Source organism: Acinetobacter sp. YH12201, assembly GCF_013418145.1.
GTDB lineage: Bacteria > Pseudomonadota > Gammaproteobacteria > Pseudomonadales > Moraxellaceae > Acinetobacter.
Genome location: NZ_VPCP01000001.1, coordinates 71,303 through 95,221, shown reverse-complemented (window position 1 = coordinate 95,221; position 23,919 = coordinate 71,303). Strand labels below are relative to the sequence as shown.

15 protein-coding genes are annotated in these 23,919 nt (G+C 45.4%); 5 read left to right on the top strand and 10 right to left on the bottom strand.

What is annotated here, in order from left to right; all coding sequences use genetic code 11:
- Positions 1–11 precede the first annotated feature (11 nt).
- From FTU91_RS00415 to FTU91_RS00375, 9 genes are all read right to left on the bottom strand, one after another.
- Positions 12–1,517 carry a 3'-5' exonuclease gene (locus tag FTU91_RS00415; RefSeq protein WP_180080184.1) on the bottom strand — a complete coding sequence of 502 codons (1,506 nt, stop codon included), beginning with the start codon at positions 1,515–1,517 and terminating at the stop codon, positions 12–14.
- A gap of 13 nt (positions 1,518–1,530) precedes the next feature.
- Positions 1,531–2,313, bottom strand: a complete 783-nt coding sequence (gene hisIE, locus FTU91_RS00410; protein WP_180080181.1) for a bifunctional phosphoribosyl-AMP cyclohydrolase/phosphoribosyl-ATP diphosphatase HisIE — start codon at positions 2,311–2,313, stop codon at positions 1,531–1,533.
- A gap of 230 nt (positions 2,314–2,543) precedes the next feature.
- On the bottom strand, positions 2,544–3,623 hold the full coding sequence (locus FTU91_RS00405; RefSeq protein ID WP_180080178.1) for a patatin-like phospholipase family protein: 1,080 nt from the start codon (positions 3,621–3,623) through the stop codon (positions 2,544–2,546).
- A gap of 163 nt (positions 3,624–3,786) precedes the next feature.
- A complete protein-coding gene (locus FTU91_RS00400) occupies positions 3,787–4,887 on the bottom strand; it encodes an autotransporter outer membrane beta-barrel domain-containing protein (protein WP_086195224.1) in 1,101 nt (366 codons plus the stop codon).
- A gap of 53 nt (positions 4,888–4,940) precedes the next feature.
- Positions 4,941–6,626, bottom strand: coding sequence for a hypothetical protein (locus FTU91_RS00395; RefSeq protein WP_180080175.1), 1,686 nt, complete (start codon positions 6,624–6,626; stop codon positions 4,941–4,943).
- Positions 6,627–6,830: 204 nt separating this feature from the next.
- A complete protein-coding gene (locus FTU91_RS00390; protein ID WP_180080173.1) occupies positions 6,831–8,450 on the bottom strand; it encodes an AarF/ABC1/UbiB kinase family protein in 1,620 nt (539 codons plus the stop codon).
- A gap of 12 nt (positions 8,451–8,462) precedes the next feature.
- The gene (locus FTU91_RS00385; protein ID WP_180080170.1) at positions 8,463–9,146 is read right to left on the bottom strand and encodes an SCP2 domain-containing protein; all 684 of its coding nucleotides are present in this window, start codon (positions 9,144–9,146) and stop codon (positions 8,463–8,465) included.
- 11 nt (positions 9,147–9,157) lie between these two features.
- Complete coding sequence (gene ubiE, locus FTU91_RS00380) at positions 9,158–10,102, bottom strand: bifunctional demethylmenaquinone methyltransferase/2-methoxy-6-polyprenyl-1,4-benzoquinol methylase UbiE (RefSeq protein WP_086195228.1); 945 nt, start codon at positions 10,100–10,102, stop codon at positions 9,158–9,160.
- Between the two features lie 168 nt (positions 10,103–10,270).
- A complete protein-coding gene (locus tag FTU91_RS00375; RefSeq protein ID WP_180043268.1) occupies positions 10,271–10,975 on the bottom strand; it encodes a hypothetical protein in 705 nt (234 codons plus the stop codon).
- 207 nt (positions 10,976–11,182) lie between these two features.
- Between FTU91_RS00375 and FTU91_RS00370 the strand changes: the two genes are divergently transcribed.
- A complete protein-coding gene (locus FTU91_RS00370; RefSeq protein WP_180080167.1) occupies positions 11,183–12,601 on the top strand; it encodes a phosphate--AMP phosphotransferase in 1,419 nt (472 codons plus the stop codon).
- A 46-nt stretch (positions 12,602–12,647) separates the two neighbouring features.
- Here the strand turns inward: FTU91_RS00370 and FTU91_RS00365 are convergent, their stop codons facing one another.
- The gene (locus FTU91_RS00365) at positions 12,648–13,154 is read right to left on the bottom strand and encodes a hypothetical protein (RefSeq protein ID WP_086195421.1); all 507 of its coding nucleotides are present in this window, start codon (positions 13,152–13,154) and stop codon (positions 12,648–12,650) included.
- A gap of 184 nt (positions 13,155–13,338) precedes the next feature.
- Between FTU91_RS00365 and FTU91_RS00360 the strand changes: the two genes are divergently transcribed.
- From FTU91_RS00360 to rpsO, 4 genes are all read left to right on the top strand, one after another.
- Positions 13,339–17,031 (top strand): exodeoxyribonuclease V subunit gamma, encoded by a 3,693-nt coding sequence (locus FTU91_RS00360; RefSeq protein ID WP_180080164.1) that lies wholly within the window; start codon positions 13,339–13,341, stop codon positions 17,029–17,031.
- An 8-nt stretch (positions 17,032–17,039) separates the two neighbouring features.
- A complete protein-coding gene (locus FTU91_RS00355) occupies positions 17,040–20,738 on the top strand; it encodes a UvrD-helicase domain-containing protein (RefSeq protein WP_180080160.1) in 3,699 nt (1,232 codons plus the stop codon).
- A gap of 63 nt (positions 20,739–20,801) precedes the next feature.
- The gene (recD, locus tag FTU91_RS00350) at positions 20,802–22,565 is read left to right on the top strand and encodes an exodeoxyribonuclease V subunit alpha (RefSeq protein WP_180080158.1); all 1,764 of its coding nucleotides are present in this window, start codon (positions 20,802–20,804) and stop codon (positions 22,563–22,565) included.
- 962 nt (positions 22,566–23,527) lie between these two features.
- Positions 23,528–23,797 (top strand): 30S ribosomal protein S15, encoded by a 270-nt coding sequence (rpsO, locus tag FTU91_RS00345; RefSeq protein ID WP_005007057.1) that lies wholly within the window; start codon positions 23,528–23,530, stop codon positions 23,795–23,797.
- Positions 23,798–23,919: the final 122 nt, after the last annotated feature.

Here is a 23,919-nt window from a genome sequence, read left to right as displayed (position 1 = left end):
TAAAGCGAAACTTATTCTCCCACAGCTTTCCGCAGCGAGACCGGCATTTGCTTTTTCAGCTGTTGCAGCAAATCGTAAATGTGGTGAATATTTAAATTTACTTTAGCACGTGTACAAGCCACGTAAAGCAATCGTAACTCTTCGTCACTAATTTTATGGTCTTTTTCATTGACTTTAAACTGATAGTCATCTTCGATATGCACACGGTCCCATTCCAGGCCTTTGGCTTTGTGTGCGGTCGAAATAATGTAGTCGGCCTGTTCAATCGGGGTGATTTTGGCCAGCGCCCGTTTTAATGGATCGGTGCCGTGATCATCCACCAGTTTCACCAGTGGTTTAATGTCACTGCCATCATTAGTTTCACAGTATTCATGCACATCATGCCAGGAATTAAACCAAGCCAGTTCGGGTACATCGGTGACACGGCGGCCCTGTTTCAGCATACTGGCTGCATCAACAAAACGGTTTAGTCTGACATGATCGGCCTGCAAACTGACCTTGTCACCATGCACCAGTCCTGAAAGCAGCAATTCCATCGCGCGGGCATTGGTACGGCACAAAATTGCATCGCGCTGTTTGGTATGCGGTTTATTCACCACTTTGGAATTCAGTAACGGGTTGCCGAGCAAGGGCACGGTTTCGTTTAATGCACCTAAAATGGCGTTGGCATTTAAGGCAATCTCTTCACCAAAACGGAACGAGGTGGTCAGGCGCGATTCAGGCAGCGGTAGCTGTTGCATGGCATTGACCGCACCACGCCAAGCATAAATTTGTTGATGGGCATCGCCGACATAAATGACCTGGGTATTTCTTTGACGCAGCAAAATTCCGAGCATAAGCGGGTCGGCATCTTGTGCTTCATCAAACAATACATAGTCTGCAGGAATATTCGGTTCAGACAAGGCCCAAAGCTTTAGATAAATATCATGCCCAATACCGGCCTGATGATTGGGATCAATCGATTCTAACCAGCGCCGTTCAATGGCCGGATAAAGATGCTTCTGCAATTCTTCAATATCGTCCGGATGCAACCAGCTCGGTGCCTGCAGATGTCGCGGTGCCGGATACTGCGAACTGGTTGAGCAGAAATAGCTGACGGCATTGGCTACCAGACTGGCGAGACGTGACGGCATCATGACATATTTTTCATAACGGCCGCCCATCATTCGGCGCAGGGTAATCGGTTGTAGCCAGTATTCCTTGGCAATAAAGCTCGGACTTAAACGCGGCAAGCGCAGTTTGTCGGTGACACCGCGTGGCACACTGCGAAAAGCCAGCGAGTGAAAGGTCCGGCAGTCGACATTGCGATGAAATTTACTTTGTGCTTCTGCTGCAATGGCTTTGTTAAATGCCAGATACATGCCACGGCGCTCGGGCATGGCATCACTGATCATTTGCAGGGTAGTGGTTTTACCTGTGCCAGCATAGGCAATCACTTTGAAGGAATTGCCTAGACGTGCATTATCTATAGCAAGCGCTTGCTCATAGGTGGGATTAGGCTTTTTAGATACTGACACGGTAAAGACTGAATTAATGCTGACGATTGGCTTTTTCCACCAGGCCAGACAGGCCTTGGCGACGCGCCAGCTCGTTTAATACCAGTTGTGGGTCGAGGTCGAAATAACCCAGCATCACAATGGTGTGGAACCATAAATCGGCAACTTCGTAAATCAGGTCGTTTTTATTGTCTGTATTGGCTTCAGATTTAAAATCTTTGGCTGCGATGATGGTTTCAACGCTTTCTTCACCGACTTTTTCCAGAATTTTGTTCAAGCCTTTGTGATACAGTTTGGCGACATAAGATGAATCCGGGTCGGCTTTCTTGCGCTCTGCCATCATCTGGCCCAAATAATCCAGAACTTCGACCTCTTCAGACTGGGCAGTCGAGGCATTCATGGCCAGAGTATGTGGATTGGTTGATTTTTCAGCATAAATCTGGCTTGGATCTTTCAACTGTGCATCGACAATTTCCCAGCCATTTGCGGTCAATTTGCGATAAAAACATGATTCACGACCAGTGTGACAGGCAATACCGCCGTGCTGTTCAATCTGCAACACAATCACGTCGGCATCACAGTCCAGACGGATTTCATGCACAGTCTGGAAATGACCGGATTCTTCACCTTTGTGCCATAACTTGTTGCGTGAACGGGAGAAATATACGGCCTGATTTTTCTCGGCAGTGAGTGCCAAAGCCTCACGGTTCATCCAGGCCACCATCAGGACACGTCCGCTTTGATGATGCTGGGCAATGGCAGGGATCAGACCTTGTTCGTTAAATTTTACTTCATCGAGCCATTGCGCGTTGTTCATGAGAATTTCACCAAAAATATGTTCAAAATGGAAAACAGCGAATCAAAATCGCAGCTGTATAGTGTACGTGATTAGCGACTGTTTGAGAAAAAAATATACGTATGAACCTTTTGATTTCTGATTCAAACGGTTCAGATGCTTTATTCACCAAGAATTTTATAATATTCCAAGCATAGGAAAATAAACTGATTCACTTAATCAAGCGCCTATAGTTTTTCCTCTACTTGATTTTATAAATCCTGCATCAGCTGCGGAAAATTCTGTTTTTCCACCATTTCCAAAAACTCATCCCCCATGCGCTGGCTTTCTGCTATCGACTGATTCCACATTTGAATCCGCTGTTTCTGGTCCAGCCCTTTTAAAGTGAAATCTTTACGATCCGGCAAACGACCGAGTGGTAGGGACTGTAAATATTCGATTGAGGGGGAAAGCAATAAGGTGCGTGCCTGATTTTCCGGATTAGCCTTGCGCTTTTTCAACATTTTGTCAAACCAGCCCGGAGTAATGCTGTCGCTAAAATGCGGATATAGCACAATGCCTTGGCTCTGAAACGGCAGATCAAGGTGATAATCAATTAAACCGCCATCACGGTAACTGCCTTTCGGTGCATCGGGAATATCGCGGATTGCCGCCATCACTCCAGGGATAGACGCAGAAGCCATCAGCCAGGAGGTGACATTGCTGAGATTTAAAGGCTGATAATGCGTGGTAAAATCATCATCGACTTTAAATTGTGTCCCCATTTCCGGTTGGCTGATTACCCTTTGCATAAACAGACGGTTGTGCTTACGTGCCACGGCATTACTGCCAATAATGCCGGCAACCGATGCCAGTAAAGGCAGGGATCTGTCACTCTGGAAAATGTGCTGGGCTTTGACCGAGATGACGGTCAGATGATAGTCCGGATGCTCAACCAGCTGCTGTTCTTTGCCTTGCACCAGATCGAGCAGCATGTTATGGCAAATTTGCCCCACTTCCTGCCGTGACATTTTTTTATGGAAATGCAGGTTGGTATAAAGCTCCGCAAGGCGTTCGGTGCCTTCCTTCGCACCCCATGCAGCAATACTGGCAAAGCGCCAGCTACCGATGGATGAACCAATCAAGGTTCTGCGCCGTGGCGCTTGTGCCAGGAAATCGCCAAAAATGGCTTGATCGAGGCCTTGAATGCCAAGGCCTTTGGGGCCACCTGCTGCACCGGGAACAATATCGACAAAATTCGCCTGCAAACCTTCTTTTTCAATGAGTTGGCGTGCCAACCGGCCAGCACGGACATTTAGAGAAGAAGGGCGTTTTTGCAAGATTTGCATCATGATCTATCATTCAATCTACAGGTGTACTGTTATTCTAATCTGTCTGGGGTACGCAACAATGGCGAGATCATTCAGTGAATGACTGATGAGTCAGTAAAAATAAAAATCCGCATCTTACGTAAAGCTGCGGATCGATAAACGGTTTTTTAAAAGGATTTTAAGCCTAGAACATACGGATATTGAGCCCTAAAGAAGCCAGTCCATAACGTTTATCTAGGCGTGATGCCGTGACCCCGTTATAGAGAAAGGGAATATTGCCAACAAAGTTGTTCTGATAGATTTCACCCTGCAAGAAAGCAGTGATCTGTGGAGTGAAATCGTAGCTGAATTTTACGCCAAGTGTATGGTTGTCTTTAATCGCGGTATTACCAAAATTACTCACGCGATCATCAATATCGTTACGCCATAAACGCTGATATTGATAGGCAATTTGGCTTTCAAACTGTTTATAGCGCCAGTTCCATGAGCCGCCTAGGCCTGCATAATAACTATCGTAATTCAGGTCTTTCTCGATATCAAAACCAAACTCGTTGGCATTACCTTGAATGTTCAACTCATTGATAGTAATACCATCTTTTGAGCAAGGCTGAGCCAACTGTGCATTATATTGATTACTGTCATTGACTGAGATGTCCATTAAGCAGCCTGCCAGCTTAGCCTGAAGGTCAACATTGCTGACTTTTACTTTGCTATAACCTACACTGGCAAAAGCATTGAGCTGGTTCATCGGATCAAGTTTACGCGAGAAGATGGCATCGAGCTGTAGCTGAAGGTCTTCTGGGCTGTGTACCTGAACCTGATTAAAGGTTTGCTGATTCACCAAGGTTGGACTGGATTTAGATAGGGTATCTGCAGTATTACCCCAGAGGCTGGCACGGAAACTTAATGCATCGCGCTTTTTCAGCTGTAGTTCCGGCGTGTAACGTAAGGCGAGCAAGGCACTGTCAATTTTGTTGCTATCCTGACGGTATTCAATTTCACGTTGCCAGTAGCTTGCTTCAATGGACCACTGGGGATTTAGTTCATACTGACCAGACAAATGAAAACCTTGGTAATCTCCAGCTGAGCTATCACTGACCCCTTCGCTTTCACGCATATTAAATATATCAATGCTGTCATTGACTGCGTCCACGGCAAGATCTATTTGCAGTGTAGAAGCAGGAGCATTAAAGTTTTTTGCATTTAGATACGGATCATTCGGAGCAGCGTAAGCAATAGCAGTACCACCTAAAAATAATCCCAGAATGGCAGATATTTTCTTCATATTTTTTCCAGATGATAAAAAAGAGCTGCTTTGCAGCAGCTCTTTAGTTTCAATTATTGCGTTACTTTAAATTTAGCCGATACACCTGATCCATCAGTTGTACCTAAAGTGTATTTAGGTGCAACAGCAGGACTACCATTGTTAATAGCAATAATTGGTGCTGCCTTAATGACTGCAGTCACGGTAACAGTGTCACCTTTTAAGCTAAAATTGTTGAGCTGAGTTGCTAAAGATGCTGACAACGAACCTAAAGTCGCTGTATTTAGCGCAATTTTACCGTTACTTAGTACACTTTGATCAGCATTTACGGTGAAGGTGGTTTTTAAGCTATTGATTGTTGAATCAACCTTAATCTCTGTGCCTGCTGGAATGGTAGCTGCAGTTAATGTACCTGCACTAAAGTTAAGATTTAACTTATTTGCAGAGATTGTTAATGTTTTAGTGCCAGTGCTAATGTGTAATGCAGCAGCAGCAGCAATTGGGCTAGCCGTTGTTGTATATGTACCTATAGGAGTGATACCCACTAAAAGGTTATTTAAACTTGGTACTTGAATCGGGCTAGTGAGTGAAGCATTTAGTGCTGTAATCGTTTGGTTTACACCCTGTACATTAAAGCCATTCAATTCTAAATAGTCTGCATAGAATGAATTTGCTTTTTCAACGGTCGTTTTAGCATCAGCAGGGATTGTTATATTAGAAACCGCTTCAAATTCCTCAAGTGCATTAGTAATTTGAGTAGTATCAGTAGTATTAGAAGAAGCAACAGCTGAACTGATTGCCTTAAGGGCCGCTGTAGTTTCTGTATCAAGTGTTTCAGTCAACAGAGGAGCTAAAGCAGTTACAATTTTCTCCGCAGCAACTGACTGTTTTGCTTCAACCACCGCAGTTTGCGTCACTGTTTTAATACTCTCGGTACCTTGGCTGAATGTTGCAGCAGGTACATTTTGAATCGCAGTTTCAACCTTTTGAACATTGCTTGAAATGACTTCAGCACTTAACGCTGAAAGGTTGGTTTTTACATTTGCCAAGTTTGCCGCGGTCTCGGCTGGTAAATCTTCTTTTACTGCTTCTACAGTTGCTGAAATTGCAGCTGTAATTGTAGCTGTGCTTGTTAAGTTATTATCTGAGGTAGGAGCAGACAATGCAGCTTGTAATGCAGAAAATGCTACAGTATTTAAGTCCGCTTGAGTGGTGCTACCGCCTAGAGATGTTACAACGGCTTGAATTTGTTCAACCATTTGTTGCACTGCAACAGTTTTGGCATAGACTTCCTGATCTTTCATTGGATCAATTGACAGTAAATCTTTATCTGCTAAGCCCAAAGCCGTTGCAATTTGTTGCGTTGCTTCAGCAGGTGTAGCTCCTGCTGCAATACTGGCTTGAATCAGGGTAGTGATTGGCGAAACCACAATGGTATTCTGCTCAGTCGCTGTACGAGCAGGGGCTTTAATTTCTCCAGTAAACGGTAAATCTGTTGCTGTATCGATACCACCAGTGACAGTTACAGGACTTGATGTACAGCCCTGAGGGAAGGTGAATGTACCGTCACTTTTTGTTGTTGTGGTAGCATTATTACATTCAGTGAAAGTGACTGTAGCACCTGCTAGTGGCCCATCTACAGCCAGACCGTTAATAGTGGGTGCAGCAGGTGTAGACGAACTACTTCCCCCACCGCCACAAGCCGCCAATAATGAAGTTGCAATTGCTAATGTTGTTAGTTTAAAAGTTCGATTAAACATAGTATTCCCTAAAGCCTAAGTTTTAGTTATGAGTCATGCTTTACTTTATAACAAAAAAATGGTTAAAAAATAAGTGAAAAAAACACCTAAATTGAACTAAATGCAACAAATCATTATGAAATAATACTTGAATAATTTATTGATAAATTAATAAAAACTCAGCCCTCATATAAGTGGGCTGATATTATTTTTGAATAGGGAATCTTATTTCGCAATTCGCCAGACAGCCAGCAAGCTCGCAAGTATGATCAGAATAATAGATACATACCATGGCGAAATAATTGCAATCGAAAGCAGAATCGCCATCAGACTGCCAAACAGCCAGCTGCGTTTTTGCTGATGTTCCATTTGCAGACGCATGCTTTGCAGTTCATGCAATTGTTTGGAATGCCAGGCGGACTGGTTTTTTAAACCATTCAGGCTGTCAATCATCAAACTTGGTAAATCCTGCGCACCCAGCAGAAGGTCAGGAATCTGCTGGCCGATTTCCTTCATGTTTTTCACTGGATTCATGTTGGCCTTGATCCAGTCAGTTAAAATCGGTTTCGCCAGTTTCCAGATATCAAGGTCCGGGTAGAGGTCGGTGCCCAAACCTTCTACATGAACCAGTGTTTTCAGCAATAACATCAGCTGCGGAGGAATTTCCAGATGGAAACGGCGGGCGATATCCATCACTTGAATCAGGATGCCGGCAAAGTCCAACTCGCTCATCGGTTTTGATACCATTGGACCTACGGTGCGACGCATTTCACGGGCCAGAGCATCCTGGTCGGTACCCGGTGGAATCCAGCCAGCTTGGTGCACAATCTGAATCAGCTGCATGAAGTTACTGTTCATGACCGCAAGTAACATGCGTGCTACGGTCATCTGGTCATGCTTGGAGAGCTCACCCATAATCGCACAGTCCAGTGCAATAAAGCGCGGATTAGCAGGATTGATGGTTTCGACAAATACGTTACCGGGGTGCATGTCGGCATGGAAAAAGTTGTCACGGAACACCTGGGTGAAGAAAATGGTCAGACCTTTTTCTGCCAGCTCCGCACGATTCATACCCATCTGGTCAAAAGTCGCGGTATCGGAAATCGGAACACCGGTGATGCGTTCAGCCACCATCACATCTTTGCTGTCCATATACACTTCAGGCACATACATCATGCTTGAGCCAGTAAAATAATGGCGCATGCGACGGGTGTTGTCGGCTTCAAGGGTCAAATCCAGCTCATTTAAAATGATCTGGCGATAGTCCTGAATAATTTCCGATAAATGCAGGGCACGTGCGGCTTCCAGACGTTTTTCCAGCGCTGCTCCCAGCCAGTCCAGAATTTCAAAATCTTGCAGAATTTGCGTGCGAATGTCGGGACGGGTGACTTTCACCACCACTTCGCGGCCATCATGCAGGGCAGCCGTATGGACTTGTGCAATCGAGGCAGCGGCAAGCGGTTGTTCATCAAAACGTGCAAACAATGTATTTACATCGGCTTTGAGCGATTGCTGAATTCGTGTTTTAGCTACATTGCTGTCAAAGGGTTTGACCCGGTCTTGCAATAAGACCAGTTGCTGTAAAACTTCAGGTGGCATCAGGTCACGACGGGTTGAAAGCAGCTGTCCCAATTTAATCGCCAGCGGTCCCATTTCTTCTAAAGCCTGTTTCAGCTTAAGCGGATTTTTACGTTCACGGCTTGACCATGCTGCAGGGTGCATGCGAATGAAACTTAAAGCATGACGGGCTTTTTCCGGTAATTCTTCCGCAGGAAACAACGTGTCGAGTCTATAGTGCGCGGCGATGCGCCAAAGTTCGAGTAAACGTGAAACGTGCGGAATCATAAATGTAATTACCTAGTCTTGAGATGAAGCGGGTGTATCTGAATCGGCATCAATCTGTGCCTGAAGCTGTTGAATCTTGGCTTCAGCACGGTCTAAATTTTGATTGAAAATTCGGGTATCTTGTTGCAGATCGTCCATTTGCCAACGTGCAGCAAATAAACCTGTATCTTCTTTTAACGCATCTTCAGCAAAGAATAAATAACTTGCTAAGGAACGTTTTAAAAGTTTCGGTGCCAGCTGGATTTTACCCAGTTCATGGGCAAGGGCAGGGCCAATCCACGGACTTAAATGCGCAGCCAAATCCGGTTCAGCCTGTTGCAAAATGCGCTGAATATCCTGTAACAGGTGATAGTCACCCTGCAGCGGAATATTACCCACATCATCTGCCAGCAGCAGTTTGATTAGCTCAACCACATTTTTAACCTGTAAGGTTGCGGTGGCTGGCATAGATGTTTGTTGCGGGTCAAACGGGCGTTGCTCAAAAATGGACGGACGTTCTGCCTGACCGGTGACGGTCGGTTCCAGGCGCACTTTATTTTCGTCAAAAAACACATCAACAGACAGTTGCGGTGAGTCAATCACCACACGTAACATCTTGCCTTGCAACTGATTGAGCTGGATACGGGTAATGGCATCCAGATCAATCACATGATGAATTAACCGTTCAACTGCACCCAGTGCCAGAATCGACCACATAGTATAAAACCTTAAAGTTTAAAGCCGCGGTGAACCGCCACAATACCACCCGTCAGGTTGTGGTAATCACAGTTCTGGAAGCCGGCATTTTCCATCATCCCTTTTAAGGTGCGTTGGTCTGGGTGCATACGGATAGATTCGGCTAAATATTTATAACTTTCAGAGTCGTTGGCAATAATTTTGCCCATGATCGGTAAAGCCGTGAACGAATACAGGTCATACAGTTTAGAGAATGGCTCAAACACCGGTTTAGAGAATTCAAGTACCAGCAAACGGCCACCTGGCTTAAGCACGCGGTACATGGCAGCCAGCGCAGCATCTTTATCGGTCACGTTACGTAAACCGAAGCTGATGGTGAGCAAGTCAAAACTGTTGTCTGCAAATGGTTCCAGTGTTTCAGCATTGGCCAAAACGAAGTCTACATTGGTACAGCCAGCATCAGTCAGGCGGTCACGACCGACGTTCAGCATCGATTCGTTAATGTCAGACAAGACCACATGACCGGTAGGACCGACTTCACGGCTAAAGACTTTGGCCAGGTCCCCTGTACCGCCGGCAATGTCGAGCACATGCTGACCACGACGTACGCCCGACATATTAATGGCAAAACGTTTCCAGAGACGGTGAATACCGAAAGACATCAGATCATTCATGATGTCGTATTTGCTGGCAACCGAATGGAAAACTTCCGCCACTTTCTGGGCTTTATCTTCACTGCTGACGGTCTGGTAACCGAAGTGGGTGGTCGGACCGACATTACCGGTATTGGCACCACGTGGCAGATTGTATTTGGGTACTGAACCGGTCACTGGCGTATCGGTTAACTGTTGTTGTAAAGATTGTTGCTGACCTTGTGCAGTGCCTTGTGGAAGAGGCTCAGTTAAGAAAGGACTCACTTTGTCTGTATTTTGTGCCGACTCAGGGGTAGAGGGAGGCGTTTGTTTTTCGTTAGACATTAGAGTCACTCCTAACATAAAAATAGGGTTAATGTTGCAGTGCTTGCATGATGACAGATTCTAGGACGTTGTACAGCAATCCGCATGCAATTGTTATGAATAATATACATAAAATCTGCTCTGTGTTTTTATTCACTGCGCAATTTGTTATTTCCATCACAACATAATTTACTGAAACGGGTGAGGATCGCCTGCGTGAACCTTATGGATAATCTGACGTTCAACCGCGGTAAAATCCTTCACGAATTTCTCAGCTGACTTTAACGGTTTCATGGCCAAAAAGCCATCCTGCATAAATTCATACATGATGTTGAAATTATATTTGCTGGCCGCCCCCTTACACATTTTAAATGCAGTCTGAACCATAAACGAGCGCATGTATTTATCCAGGCTAAAACCCAGCTGGTCGAGTAAATCCAGCTGTTTTAAACGAGGCTGCCCCTGATCGAGTTTTAGATAAGTCAAACGCATCATCTCATCGTTTAGAGCTTCGTGCGGATGATAATCTTCAAGGAGCTGCATGGCCACCTGTTCATCCAGTTGTACCGCTAAAATGGCTAAAGATACCCCTGATGTGCCTGTTTTCACCGCATTTTCAGGAATCAGCTTTTCAGCCTTGTGTGCATATTTCATCAAGCGGGCAATCTGCTCAGCCAGTGCGTCAAAATCTGGACCGCCATAGAGACGGTTCAGAAAATACTCTGACATCAATACATTCTGCTTTTCAGCAAACTGTTTACTATGGGTGGCCTGCATGCGCTGTTTTTGCCAAGCCTGTACATCTTGCAGGCGCCGAAAAATGTCAGGATTTTGATGATAATTCAATTGATAATACAATTCTAAAAGATCATCCAATGCAGCCAGTTTAGACATGCTATGTCTCTATTATTTTTTAGATGGCTAAATATTAGAGCGAGACGGGCAAAGTCGCTATGACAAACAGCAAGAAAAATGGTTTAAATTAAGTCAGTTTGCCGAGAATCGCAGCAATTCTGAGCAATATAAACACTATGTGTTCAAATTCAGTCTAGGATTATGCTTGAATAGACTGAAATTTAGAAAAAAGGATAGGGGGAAAAGATGACACTGAAAAAAACAAAAAATCTGCTGCTGGATGAAGATGAACTTTCCCTGAATTTGATTGAAGCACAATATCAGTTAAGAAATACTCGTGGCCAGAGTAATGCCAAAAGCGTACTGGTGCTGGTCAATGGCATTGAACTGGCTGGAAAGGGCGAGGCGGTGAAGCAGCTGCGTGAATGGGTCGATCCGCGTTATTTACTGGTTAAGGCTGATGCCGCCAACATGTTCGATAACACACAGACCTACTGGCAGCCGTATGCAAGCTTTATTCCTGCCGAAGGCCAGCTCATGGTGTTGTTTGGCAACTGGTATAGTGATTTGCTGGCCACCGCCCTGCATGTATCCAAGCCTCTGGATGAATCGCAGTTTGATACCTATATTGCCAATATGCAGGCTTTTGAGCAGGACTTAAAAAATAATCATGTCGATGTGGTGAAGGTCTGGTTTGATCTGTCCTGGAAATCTTTGCAGAAGCGAATGGATAATCTGGATCCCCATGAAGTGCGCTGGCATAAATTACATGGTCTGGACTGGCGTAATAAAAAGCAGTACGACAGTTTGCAAAAGCTCAGCCAGCGTTTTACCAAGGACTGGAACATCATTGATTGCGAGGATGAAAAATTACGTAATCAACAATTTGCACAGATCATTTTGGCGGCTATGAAAAACTGTCCAGAGCATTTGAGCGAAGTAGAAACTGAATGGAAACAGGCGCCTGTTCCAGAGTTGTTGCTGCATCCAGAAAATCAGCCCACGACCAAAGAAGACTATAAAAAAGAGCTGAAAGAACTATCGGTAAAAGTAGCCGAGGCGTTACGTTTTGATGACCGTAAAGCCATTATTGTATTTGAAGGCATGGATGCAGCAGGCAAGGGCGGTACCATCAAACGGCTGGTGAAAAATCTTGATCCGCGGGAATATGACATTCACAGTATTTCGGCTCCTGAACGATATGAGATGCGTCATCCGTATTTGTGGCGTTTTTGGACCAAGTTGCAGACTGATGAAGACATCCGGATTTTTGACCGTTCCTGGTATGGACGGGTGCTGGTGGAACGCGTGGAGGGACTGGTCAGTGAGCATGCGTGGCAGCGAGCGTATGATGAAATTAACCGCTTTGAAAGGGATCTGGCCAATAGTCAAACCGTAGTGATCAAATTCTGGCTGGCGATTAGCAAGGATGAGCAGGCCGCCCGTTTTAAAGCCCGTGAAGAGACGCCAAACAAACGCTTTAAAATCACTCCAGAGGATTGGCGCAATCGGGAAAAATGGGATGCTTATTTGGATGCAGCTGCGGATATGTTCGAACATACCAGCACCACTTATGCACCGTGGCATATTATTGCCAACGATGACAAAAATACCGCACGTTTAGAAATATTAAGAACCATTTTAAAGCAGCTGAGAACCAATTAGGTTCTCAGCTGCAAGCGGAATTTTTTATTAATAGAGCGAGGGATGATTAACTCGCCGCTTGGGCTTGCTGTTTTTGTTGAATCCCTTTGGCAATTTTGTAACAGTCTTCTACGTGAGCTTCGGCGACTTTCTTCATCACAATGTAGCCTAAACTTGCAGCAACAAGTTGACCACCTAGCGGAATAAATTTAGTCACCTGTTTGGTGATGACCTTTGCTACCACATTGTTGAGGGATTTTTTCACTGCGGTACGTGCCACCACCAGGCCGGAAAATTCTACCCCCCGTTTACGCAGTTCATGCCAGTGTACTTTTTTGGTTTCAGGGTCATAGACACTGATTTGTTCCGGAGCCAAACCAAAACGTGCATTCACTTCCGGAATGAGTTGTGACAAAATTCCGACATCGATGACCACATCCAGAAATGGAACCGGAATGACGGCTGCACCTGCAGAACAGTAAGCACGTTTTTTGACAAGTTCCAGGCATTCTGCCCGAATGCTTTCCAAGTCTAACTGAGGATCGATTGCGTCTGGAATTTTATCTATTTTCATCATGTAAATACCTTAAATTTTGTGTTATTTGTTCTATTCAACCATCATTAAGGTGTGAATTTCAAAGCCTTTTTAAAGCTAATGTGCAGTTAAAACTGACATAGACAGACGCCGTTGTATAGTAAATAATCTTTATGCTTTTGTAGGCGTTTCATTTTTTAAAAAATATTGGGGTAATGCAGTCATGGCCATTCATGTGATTCAAAGTCAGCGTATAGACGTGCTGGTGCACGCCATGCTGACGACCGTGAATAAGCCTGCCACAACACCTTTTCAGGTGCTGCAAACTCAACACTTTATTGTGCCGTCGCATGCGGTTGAAGCCTGGCTGACCCAAAAGCTGGCAGAGCAAAAAGGCATCAGTGCCAATACCCAGTTTCATCACCGGATTCGTGGTTTCCAATGGTCAGCCTATCAATGGGTGCTGGTCGATCAAAAAGAGCAGGTGCGTAAAGCCAATATTCCACGAATTATTATCAAGTGGCGCGTGTTTCAGGCATTAAAAGCCTTTATTCAGGGCGAAAAAAATTCTTTACAGCTTGATCATCCTTTATATTCCATCGTACAGCGGATTTATGACAGCGCCGACCGTTTGGAACAGGGCATTGAAAAGCAGCTGAAAAAGCAGGGCATGCTGTATTGGGTGGCAGAGCAGGTATCACGCCTGTTTAGCCATTACATGGAATATCGCGGCCATTGCCAGAAAAATTGCCCTCCCAATATGTGCAGCTGTCCAACTAACTGGCTGCAGGCTTGGGGACAAAATAAAGAACTTCCGATTGAGGACATGTTCTTTAAAACCAATAGCGACATTTCTGAATTTACCCTGAATCAGGCGCGTGAACTGGAAGCCTGGCAGCGTTGGCTGTGGCAGGAAGTGTTTCATCAGGACTTTGAACAGATGCAGAGTATTGATGCTATGTTCTGGGAAACGCTGGATCATCCTGAGACCCGCAAGGCAGCATTAAAAAAATTGCCACAACAACTGGTAATTTTTACCCTGCTGGATTTGCCTCCCATGCAGCTGGAGTTTTTACGCCGTCTGGGGCAGTACCTTGATATTTATATTCTGCATTACAACCCTTCACAGGAATATTGGGCCGACAGTGTCGATCCGAACTGGAAAGCACGTTACGACCTCAGGGTCAAAGAACGCTTTATTGCGAAAAACCCCAAAGCCAGTGATGCCGACATTGAACAGTTTTTCCAGGAATTTACTTTAAATTTCAATGCAGAACAGCGCGAGTCGCGTCATCCTTTGTTGACCCGTTTTGGCAAGCAGGCGCGTGACCATTTCTCCCTGTTATCGAATTTATCTTCGGGGGAAGATGGGGTCTGGGCAGATGCCTTTATTGATGAATATAAAGCGAATTTACTCGGTAAAATCCAGTCTGATATTTTGTATCTGGTGGAGCCAGAGCAGCATCAATATGTACTGGATGAACAGGATGATTCGATACAAATTCATGTTTGCCATTCCAGTTTGCGCCAGCTGGAAGTGTTAAAAGAACAGCTGATTCACTGGCTGGCACAGGGCACCAAAGAAGCACCGCGTAGACCCAGTGATATTTTGGTGCTCAGCCCAAGCTTAAGCGAGCTTGAACCGCTGATCCGCAGCGTATTTGCACCGCCACCCAGCGAACGTGACCTGATTCAGCATAAAGCCGGCAGCAGTCATCAACTGTCCAAAGACAGTGTATATCTGCCCATTCAAATTGCCGGTGTGGCACAACTGGATGCGTTGAATGCTTGGCGAGCGGTACTGGGCCGGATTGAACTGATTCAGGGGCGTTTCAGTATTGAAGATTTTGCCGACTGGCTGAGTTTAAGCGCGACCCAGCAGCGTTACAGTCTGGACGTCAATGCCATTGAACGCATTACGGAATTGCTGATTGCTGCCGGTTTTAAACGCGGACTGGATGCCGAGCATTTAAAGCGTAGCCTGTGCGAAGGCGATGAAGACTATCGTTTTAGTTTTAAATTTACGCTCGACCGTTTGGCCTTGGGGATTGCCATTCCTGAGCATCGCCTGTTTCAGGGCACGCTCAGTTTTGCCCAGGTCCTGCCCAGCGATTTTGAGCTGATTGGCAAGCTGATCCAGATTTATCAGGATTTTGACGCGCGCCGGGACTGGATGATTGCGCATGAGCAAGGACAAAATGTCCCTGTAGAGCAGTGGCTAAAACGCCTGATGCAGGATCTTGCCGAGTTTGAAGAAACTGGCGTCGAGTCATTATCGACCGTGTATAAAATCATTAAAAAACAGGAACGAATGCTGACACTGGCCAGTTTCTACGATGAGCACGATCATCATGCCTTGCGCAGTTTAAGCCTGCCTCTGCCTTATCTGTTGGCAGAAATTAATAACACCTTGGAAATGCAGCTGGACCATGCTGAACCGACCGGGCAGATTACTTTTAGCCAGATCGGGCAGATTCGTCCTGTGCCGTATAAGCTGATTGTGATGTTGGGACTGGACAGTGGTAAGTTTCCCAATCGTAGCCAGCATTTACCTTTTGATTTGATGGATTTGCTCAAACCGCAGCTCGGCGACCGTTCCCGTCTGGAAGATGATCAGGGGGCATTTTTAGATCACTTGCTATTGGCGCAGGACAATCTGTGGCTGTTTTATAACGGCTTCGACATTAATGATGGTGAAGTGCGTGATCCATCCACCGTGGTGCAGGAACTGGTACAGCATCTGGCCTATATTGTGCAGAACAAAAGGCCCGATGCGGAAGCCGATGAAACGGTAATCATCGGCGGTGTAGAGGTGCCTGAACAACTACGCTCGCTGCATCATGTGCATCCCTTATTACCTTTTGATCCACTGGGCTTTGAATCGGCTCGACCGGTGCGTTATCAGGATCAATGGTTCTGTGTAGCGGGACAGATTCGTCATGCCACCGGACAGCGTGCCTCCTGGGTAAATATGCCGTATCAGCATCTGCAGCAGGATGTCTGGGTGCTGGACAGTCATCAATGGATTCAGGATGTCACGTTTCCGGCGCGGCTTTATTTAAAAACCTTGGGGGTGGAAAACCTGCGCCCTGAAGATCTGCCTGCGGTACAGGAACCTTTGTTGCTGGATGGTTTGGGGCGTTATGCCGTGCGCCAGTTCCTGCAAAAACAGGAGGGGACGGCTCAACCTGAATTGCTGATGGATCATCTGCCGATAGGCAAACTGCAACAAAGCAGCTGGCAAATGAGTCTGGTGGAACAGCAGCGTTTAAAAGACCGCTTGCTGAAATATGCCCCTGAAGTGACCCCGACTACACAGCAGGTGTGGAAGGTGAATGATCACATGTATATGAACATTCATTTGCCGAAAAATGGCGCAGCTAAATGGGTCAGTCTGGATGCTTCAAGTGCACGTGCCAAGCGCCGTGCCAAAGTCTGGCTGGAATATCTGCTCTGGCTAGGTTATCTGAATTTGGGTGATTGTGGCGAAAAACTGGCGCGGATTGTGGTGTTTAGTGACCGGACCATCTTGTGTCATGGCGTGACGTCCAATAAAGCCCGCGAGTGGCTGGATCACTGGCTGGCCGCTTGGAAATATGGGCAAAGCCAGCCGTTGGTGTTGCCTGCGGCCTTGCTGCTTAAAATTGCAGAAAAAGACAAGCAGCATAACTGGCAAGCCAATGAGCAGAACCAGATGTGCATTGACGATATGGATGTGATTTATAAAGACTGGCATGAAGATGGCAAGTTTAGCGGCTTTTCGGTGACGGATAATGAAGCTACCCAAATGCACCGTGACTGGCAGTTTATTTTACAGGAACAGGATGCGACTGCATTGCTGGAAGATGCCTGCGCACAATTTTCCTATCAGCTCTATCAACCAGTGTTTATGCATCAACAGGCCATTGAAGAATAAAAAATAAGATGAATTCTCCCCAAATATTAACTCAAATGTCTTTTAACCCGATTGTCGACATGCAATTCCAGGGCTTGCACTGGATTGAAGCTTCGGCCGGTACAGGCAAGACCTTTACCCTGTCTAGCCTGATGGTGCGGATTTTTCTCGGGCCATATTTGCCCAATCAGGTGATTGCCACCACCTTTACCCGTGCCGCCGCTGCAGAGTTGAAAAACCGTATTCGGGCACGTCTGGTAGAAACCTTGCGTTATTTTGAACGCTGTCAGACCCTGACCGAGACTGAAATTCAGGCCAAAATTGCCGCTGAAACAGACCCCTTATTTCAAAAGGTGCTGAGTGACTATGCTACGCGAGTGGATTTTGCCCGGGAACGTTTAAAACTGGTGATTGACCAGCTGGATGAGCTGTTTGTCGGTACATTGGATAGCTTTAGCCAAAAGCTGCTGCGCGAGTTTTCCTTTGAAAGTGGCAAAATTGAACGGGCCGATATTACCGATGATGCCAAAAGCTATACCTACCAGCTGATTCATGATGTGCTGCGTGAATGGATTCAGTTGCAGCCGCAGAATGTAGTGGATTATCTGCTGCTGAATCAAAAGCTGAAGTCGCAGGAGGCTTATGTTCCGGTAGTGGAAAATAGCCTGAACTTTGCCTCGGCACAGTTTCAGGAAGTGCAGGCGCCCGAGCTGGATTTAAAGCAGTTTGAACAGCTGGTAGATGACTTTATTCAGCTGGATTTAAGCCTGATTGCGGGCTTGAGTGAATATTATTCCGCAGATGGACAATATCATTCGGTCATTGGCAAAAAATGGCGCACTGATGCCTTGATGCAGCACACCTTGTGTGAAGATTTACCAGCGTTTATTCAGGCTCTATCGGAACAGCGCAGCTATGCTTTATTTGCCCCACATTTTGAAAAGACCCTGAAAAATCTCACTGAACTGGCGACCAAAAAAGTTCTGAATAAATGTGCTGAAGAGGTATTGCATCAGTTTGAACAGCACCCAGTGATGCAAGCGCTAAAAAGTTTTTGCGAAGCTTTGTCCCAGCTCAATCTGGATCTGGATTTGCTGGATGCCTATCTGAAGTTTTATTTAAGTCGCGAAGTCAAAAAACGCTTGCCGCAAGTACTGCAGCAGAAAAGTGAAACCACTTTTGCCCAGCAGATTCGCACGCTTTCAGAAGCCTTGCAAGGTGAGCAGGGACTACGCTTTGCCAAGTTTGTCCAGGCGCGTTATCCCTTGATTCTGGTGGATGAATTTCAGGACACCAACCAGGATCAGGACAATATGCTGGCGCGGATTTGGCGTGATCAGAAGCGCTATATGCAGGGCTGCATGATTATGGTCGGTGACCCGAAACAGGCGATTTATGGCTTTCGCGGCGGCGACATGCTGACCTATAACAAAGCCCGTGCCGATGTGCTGTCCAAACAGGGACGGCAATACAGCCTGTGCCATAATCACCGTTCGGTTAAAGTGCTGGTGCAGGCGGTGGATGCCCTGTTTCAGCGGCAGATGGACTTTGGTGAAGAGGTGATTTATAGCCCGGTTGAAGCCGGCTCGCGTCCCCATCCAGCACTCATTGATGCAGAGGGTGAAAATCATCAACCGCTGCGCTGGCTGTTGCTGAATGATAAAAAGGACGAGCCGATTCAGGTCGCCTGGAAAATTCGTGATTTACTCAATCAGTGCATTGAAGAAAAACTCTATCTGGCGGAAAAAACCGGTCCCAGATATCTGATTGAAAATGACATCGCAATTTTATCGAAAAACCATGATGGTTTGGATAAAGCCCAGTATGAACTGGAACGTTTGGGTATTCGGGTCAATCGTCCATCGAAACGCAGTGTGTTTGACCATGCGGTTGCCAAGGATGTTGGGGCGGTACTGGCAGCCATCATGCATCCTTATGACGAGGGCAAAATCAAGCGGGCTTTACTCAGCCGTCTATTAGGCTTTAATTTGCAGCAATTGATACAGCTGGAAGCTCAGGCCGATGGTTTGAGCCAGTTCATTTACGACTTTGATTGCATTCGGGAAATGTGGCTGCAAAAAGGCTTTTTAACCGCGTGGCAATACTGTCTGAACCTGTTTCAGGTCTGGAAAAACCTGGTCGCCACCCAGAGCCGCGATAATGAACGTAGCGTGGTTAATTTGCGTCATCTGACCGAATTATTGTGCCAGTACAGCGAACAGTATCAGGGCGCACAAAAACTCTATCATTGGTATCTGAAACAGCTGCAATCTCCGGCAGAACGCGAGTGGGAGCTGGAACGCAAACTGTCGAATGAGGCAGGGGTGCAACTGATGACCATTCACCAGTCCAAAGGACTGGAGTTTAAAATTGTGTTCCTGCTCGGGGCAGATAAAGATTTTAGGGAAATGAACAAAACCCTAAACTTTTCCACGGTAGAACATGTTCATCCGGTGACCGGGACAGTGGATATTCAGCGTGTGGTTGCGGTGAATGACAAGCATTTGCTCGATCAAAATGCAATTGATCAGCACAATGCCCGTGCTGTCGCAGAGCAGCATCGACTCTGGTATGTGGCGCTGACTCGGGCCAGCCATCGGGTCTATGCCCTGTTGCAAGATCAGGAAGGCAAGTCCAATCATGGTTTGGCTTTCTGGCGTGGGCAAGACTTTGCGCATCCTGCCAGTGCTGACGAAGCATTGCTTAATGAAAGACCGCTCAAGCTGCAAGCCAAGCAGCAGGAACTTTTGCCTTTACAGGCTTTGCAATTCCCTAGTCAGCGCTTTTATCCACGTTCCAAAACCAGTTTCAGTGCCTTGGCCCAGCATTTAAGCCGTAAACAGGCTATGGATGCGCTGGCGGTGAATACCGAGCAAATGCCAAGTGCCGCAGATGAAATGCATATAGTTGAGCCGATTGAAACTGTGACCAATCAACCGTTGGCATGGATCAAACACAATTTTCCGATGGGAACGGTTGCCGGAACTTTCTTGCATGAAATTTTTGAACATATTGATTTTAAAGATCAGCAAGACTGGTCTTTGGAAATTCGCCGCCGTTTTAAAAATGATTATCCCGCTTTATGGCAAGAACTTTCGGCAAAATATGAGCAGGAGTTTCAGCAGGTCGATGAAGAACAGTTGATTGGCTGGATGGGCGAATGGCTAGCCGAGGTGTTAACGACACCCTTACATCAGGATTTTCAGCTCAATCAACTGAATGAACATGAATATCTGGCAGAATTTCCGTTTTATCTGTCCCTGTCCGACCATGTCTTGGCCATCCAGCGTATTCATCAATTGTATGCAGAACACGGCATCGACATGCTGGATTTTAACCCGGCCAATTCTGCACGCTATCTCACCGGTTCCATCGATTTGGTGTATTTTGATGGCCAGCATTATCACATCGCCGATTATAAAAGTAACTTTTTAGGCACCGATCAATCGCACTATGTTGAGACGGAAATTAAGCAGAGCATGTCGCAGGCCAGTTACTGGTTACAGGCTGGTTTGTATCTGGTGGCATTACATCGCTATTTAACGGTACACATGCAGGACTATGACATTGAAAAACATTTGGGCGGCGCAAGTTATCTGTATTTGCGCGGTATGAAGGGGCAGGCGCAACAGGGCTTTTATCACTGGAAGCCGGAGGCCGAATTTATACTACGGCTTGATGCTATTTTGGGCTGTTTTGCTGAAGATAAAAACAGCAAAATAGCCTGATTTATGAAAATTAATGTCTTTTAAACAACAGATTAAGCTGTGGATAAATTTGAGGATAACTGTGTGGAAAATAAACAATATAAAGATGATCAAGGCGCTGCATGGATCAGCACTTGGAGTCGGTTTATTCGCCAGCAGTCGTTTAGTCATGCACAGCAGGACGAAGATAGCAGCGATATTATTGAACAGGTTCTACAGGCAGTTCAACACGGCGACAGTTGTATTTCTGCAACTCGGCAGCAAGCCGATACACTGCATGATTTAGTGGTTTTGGCTGAAAATGTCGAGCAAAATATCGCGCCTTTTGTTTTTGATCAGCAGCATTTGTATCTGTATCGTTACTGGGCGATGGAGCAGTCTCTGGCCCGGCAAGTGGTACGTCTCAAACAGCAAACCATTGCAGCGGTTGATCTTGTAGCTTATCCCGATTTACTCACTGACCCCTATCAAATTCAGGCTTTGCAGATGGTGGCGAAGCAGGCACTGAATATCATTACTGGCGGACCGGGAACCGGAAAAACCTATACCTTGGCGCGAATTATTGCCATGCTGAATCAGGCGATGCCGAATATCCGCATTGCCATGGCTGCGCCGACCGGTAAAGCGGCACAGCGCATGAAAGAAGCACTACAAAATTCACTGAATGATGAAAAACTGCAAGGCTTGGTGACGGATGAGTTAAAACAGCTGAATCCGATTACCATTCACCGTTTATTGGGGCTAGGAAGTAGTTATCAGCCACGCTTTCATGCCCAGCAGCCTTTGCCCTATGACGTGATTGTGGTCGATGAAGCTTCCATGCTGGACTTGAATCTGGCCAATATGTTGTTGTCTGCGGTACCGGATCAGGCTCGCCTGATTTTACTGGGCGATGCTGACCAGCTGGCTGCGGTAGACGTGGGAGCCGTGCTGGCCGACTTACAGCAAGTCCCGGCTATGGCTGAAAATCGGGTCAATTTGGTCAACAGTCGCCGTTTTAAAGCGGGGGCGTTGATTGGGAAAATGGCACAATTCATTCAGACCCAGCAAGCTGTGCAAACCAGTGCAGCCTTACTCGACCAGTTTGCACAGCAAGTGGTTACTCCGGGTGAAATCCAGGCAGTGTCATTGCAGGCTGAAATGGCGGATCAGATCCAGCTGGAATATCTTCCTACTCATCTGTCCAGGCAATTTGACCGGACAGCGTATTACGACAAACTGATGTTGGGCTATCACCCCTATATTGAAGTGCTGAAAAGCTATTTAACCGCCGATGAACCTGAGCTTTGGGTAGCACAGGTGATCAAGACTTTTGATGATTACCGAATTTTGGCGGCAATTCGTCATGGTGCCTTCGGTTTAGGTCAGCTGAACCAGCAGATTGAACAGCGCTTACTGGAGGTTTTATCGTTACAGATGAGCAGGCAAGGCGATTGGTATGTTGGTCGACCAGTGATGATGACCTATAACGATTATCAACTGGGTTTGTCGAACGGGGATATTGGGATCTGTTTTAAACGTAGCCGTGATGGACAGTCACAGTTTGAAGTCTATTTCCCGAGTTTGGAAAAATGGGTACCCGCTACCCGCTTACCGAAAAGTATTGAAACGGCATTTGTACTGACCATTCATAAATCACAAGGTTCGGAATTTACCCATACCGCAGTGGTATTGGATGAGGCTGCGAAAAATTTACTCAGTAAAGAATTGCTGTATACCGCAATTACCCGTGCCAAAAAAGTAGTGAGTGTGCTGGCTGATCAAGAGGCTTTTGTACAAGCCTTAACCATTAAAACCATAAGAAAAAGCGGGGTATTAGATAAAATTAATAATTTACTAAATTGTTAATTGTAAATAAATAATTTAAAGATTTGTACGAAATTGCTTACATCAATTCGAGAAATTGGCGCATAGAGCTTTAGGAATGTTTTTGAGATGATGGCTGCACATAAAAAGCTCAACACGGAAAGTTGGGTAAAATCGCCATAACATAATAATAATGCCGAAAGACAGCGAACTTACAATGAAGTAAGTATAAAGAGGAAACTTACAGCCGCTAAGCCTTGTAGTTTTGGGAGAGACTACAGGGCTTTTTTATATGCACAATTAGGCGATTTATTACAAAAATGATTGGCTGAAATGACCACTATTAAGTCCTAGTTGTAGCGCTAAAAATCAAATACGGTAGATAGAGGTGCTTTTGTATAAATTACATCTTTGGTTTGTGTTAATGTGTTTGATTTTATTAGATATATTTGATTTTTTGGGTTACATGAAATATAAGAAATAATAATTAATGTACGAAAAGACTTACAAGTAGATACGAGAAAGTCGACTTTTTTACACAATGTTTTGTGGCAGAATCTACCACATAAGGAAGTAAAGCTTCACACAAGGAATGTTTATAACGATAAACGCGAAAAGCGTAAATTATGACTATAAATAAAAGAATAATAATTAAAACATAAGAAACTACAGCGCAAAAAAAGCCCAAGCCTAGCTTGGGCTTTTTTTTATCTTCAATCCGTAACGGGAAAATAAAAAGAGGCGCTTTCATGGGTAACACAGTTTCCCCAGTTTTTTAGAATGAACGTTAAGCGTTAAGGTATCAATTCAAAGTGGAAGGGATAAAATAAAAAATGAATAATTTTCAATGAATTGATATAAAAAAATGAAAAGCGGTTTCTCTTTTTGCAATCCCCCGGATTTTCCCTTAAAATAACGCACTTGCTGTAGTGATGCACGGCAGTCAATTGAGAAATCAATTGATTTCTATCAAATGTAATTTTTAAGCATCTCGGAGAAATCGAATGGCTTTAACAAACGCAGATCGCGCAGAGATCGTTGCTAAATTTGCTCGCGCTGAAAACGACACTGGTTCACCTGAAGTTCAAGTAGCTCTTTTAACTGCCCAAATCAATGATTTGCAAGGTCACTTTAAAGAACACAAACACGACCACCATAGCCGTCGCGGTCTTATCCGTATGGTTAACCAACGTCGTAAGCTTCTTGACTACCTTAAAGGTAAAGACGCTACTCGTTACAGCGCTTTGATCGCTGCTTTAGGTTTACGTCGTTAATTCGATTAAACTTATTTTTTCGGACTATTGCATGTTAAATGCTGTATTGCTGAAAATTAAGAATATACCTGGCTTTGGTTAGGTAATGGGGAAGGGGCGATTGTTTCGCTCCTTCTTTGTGT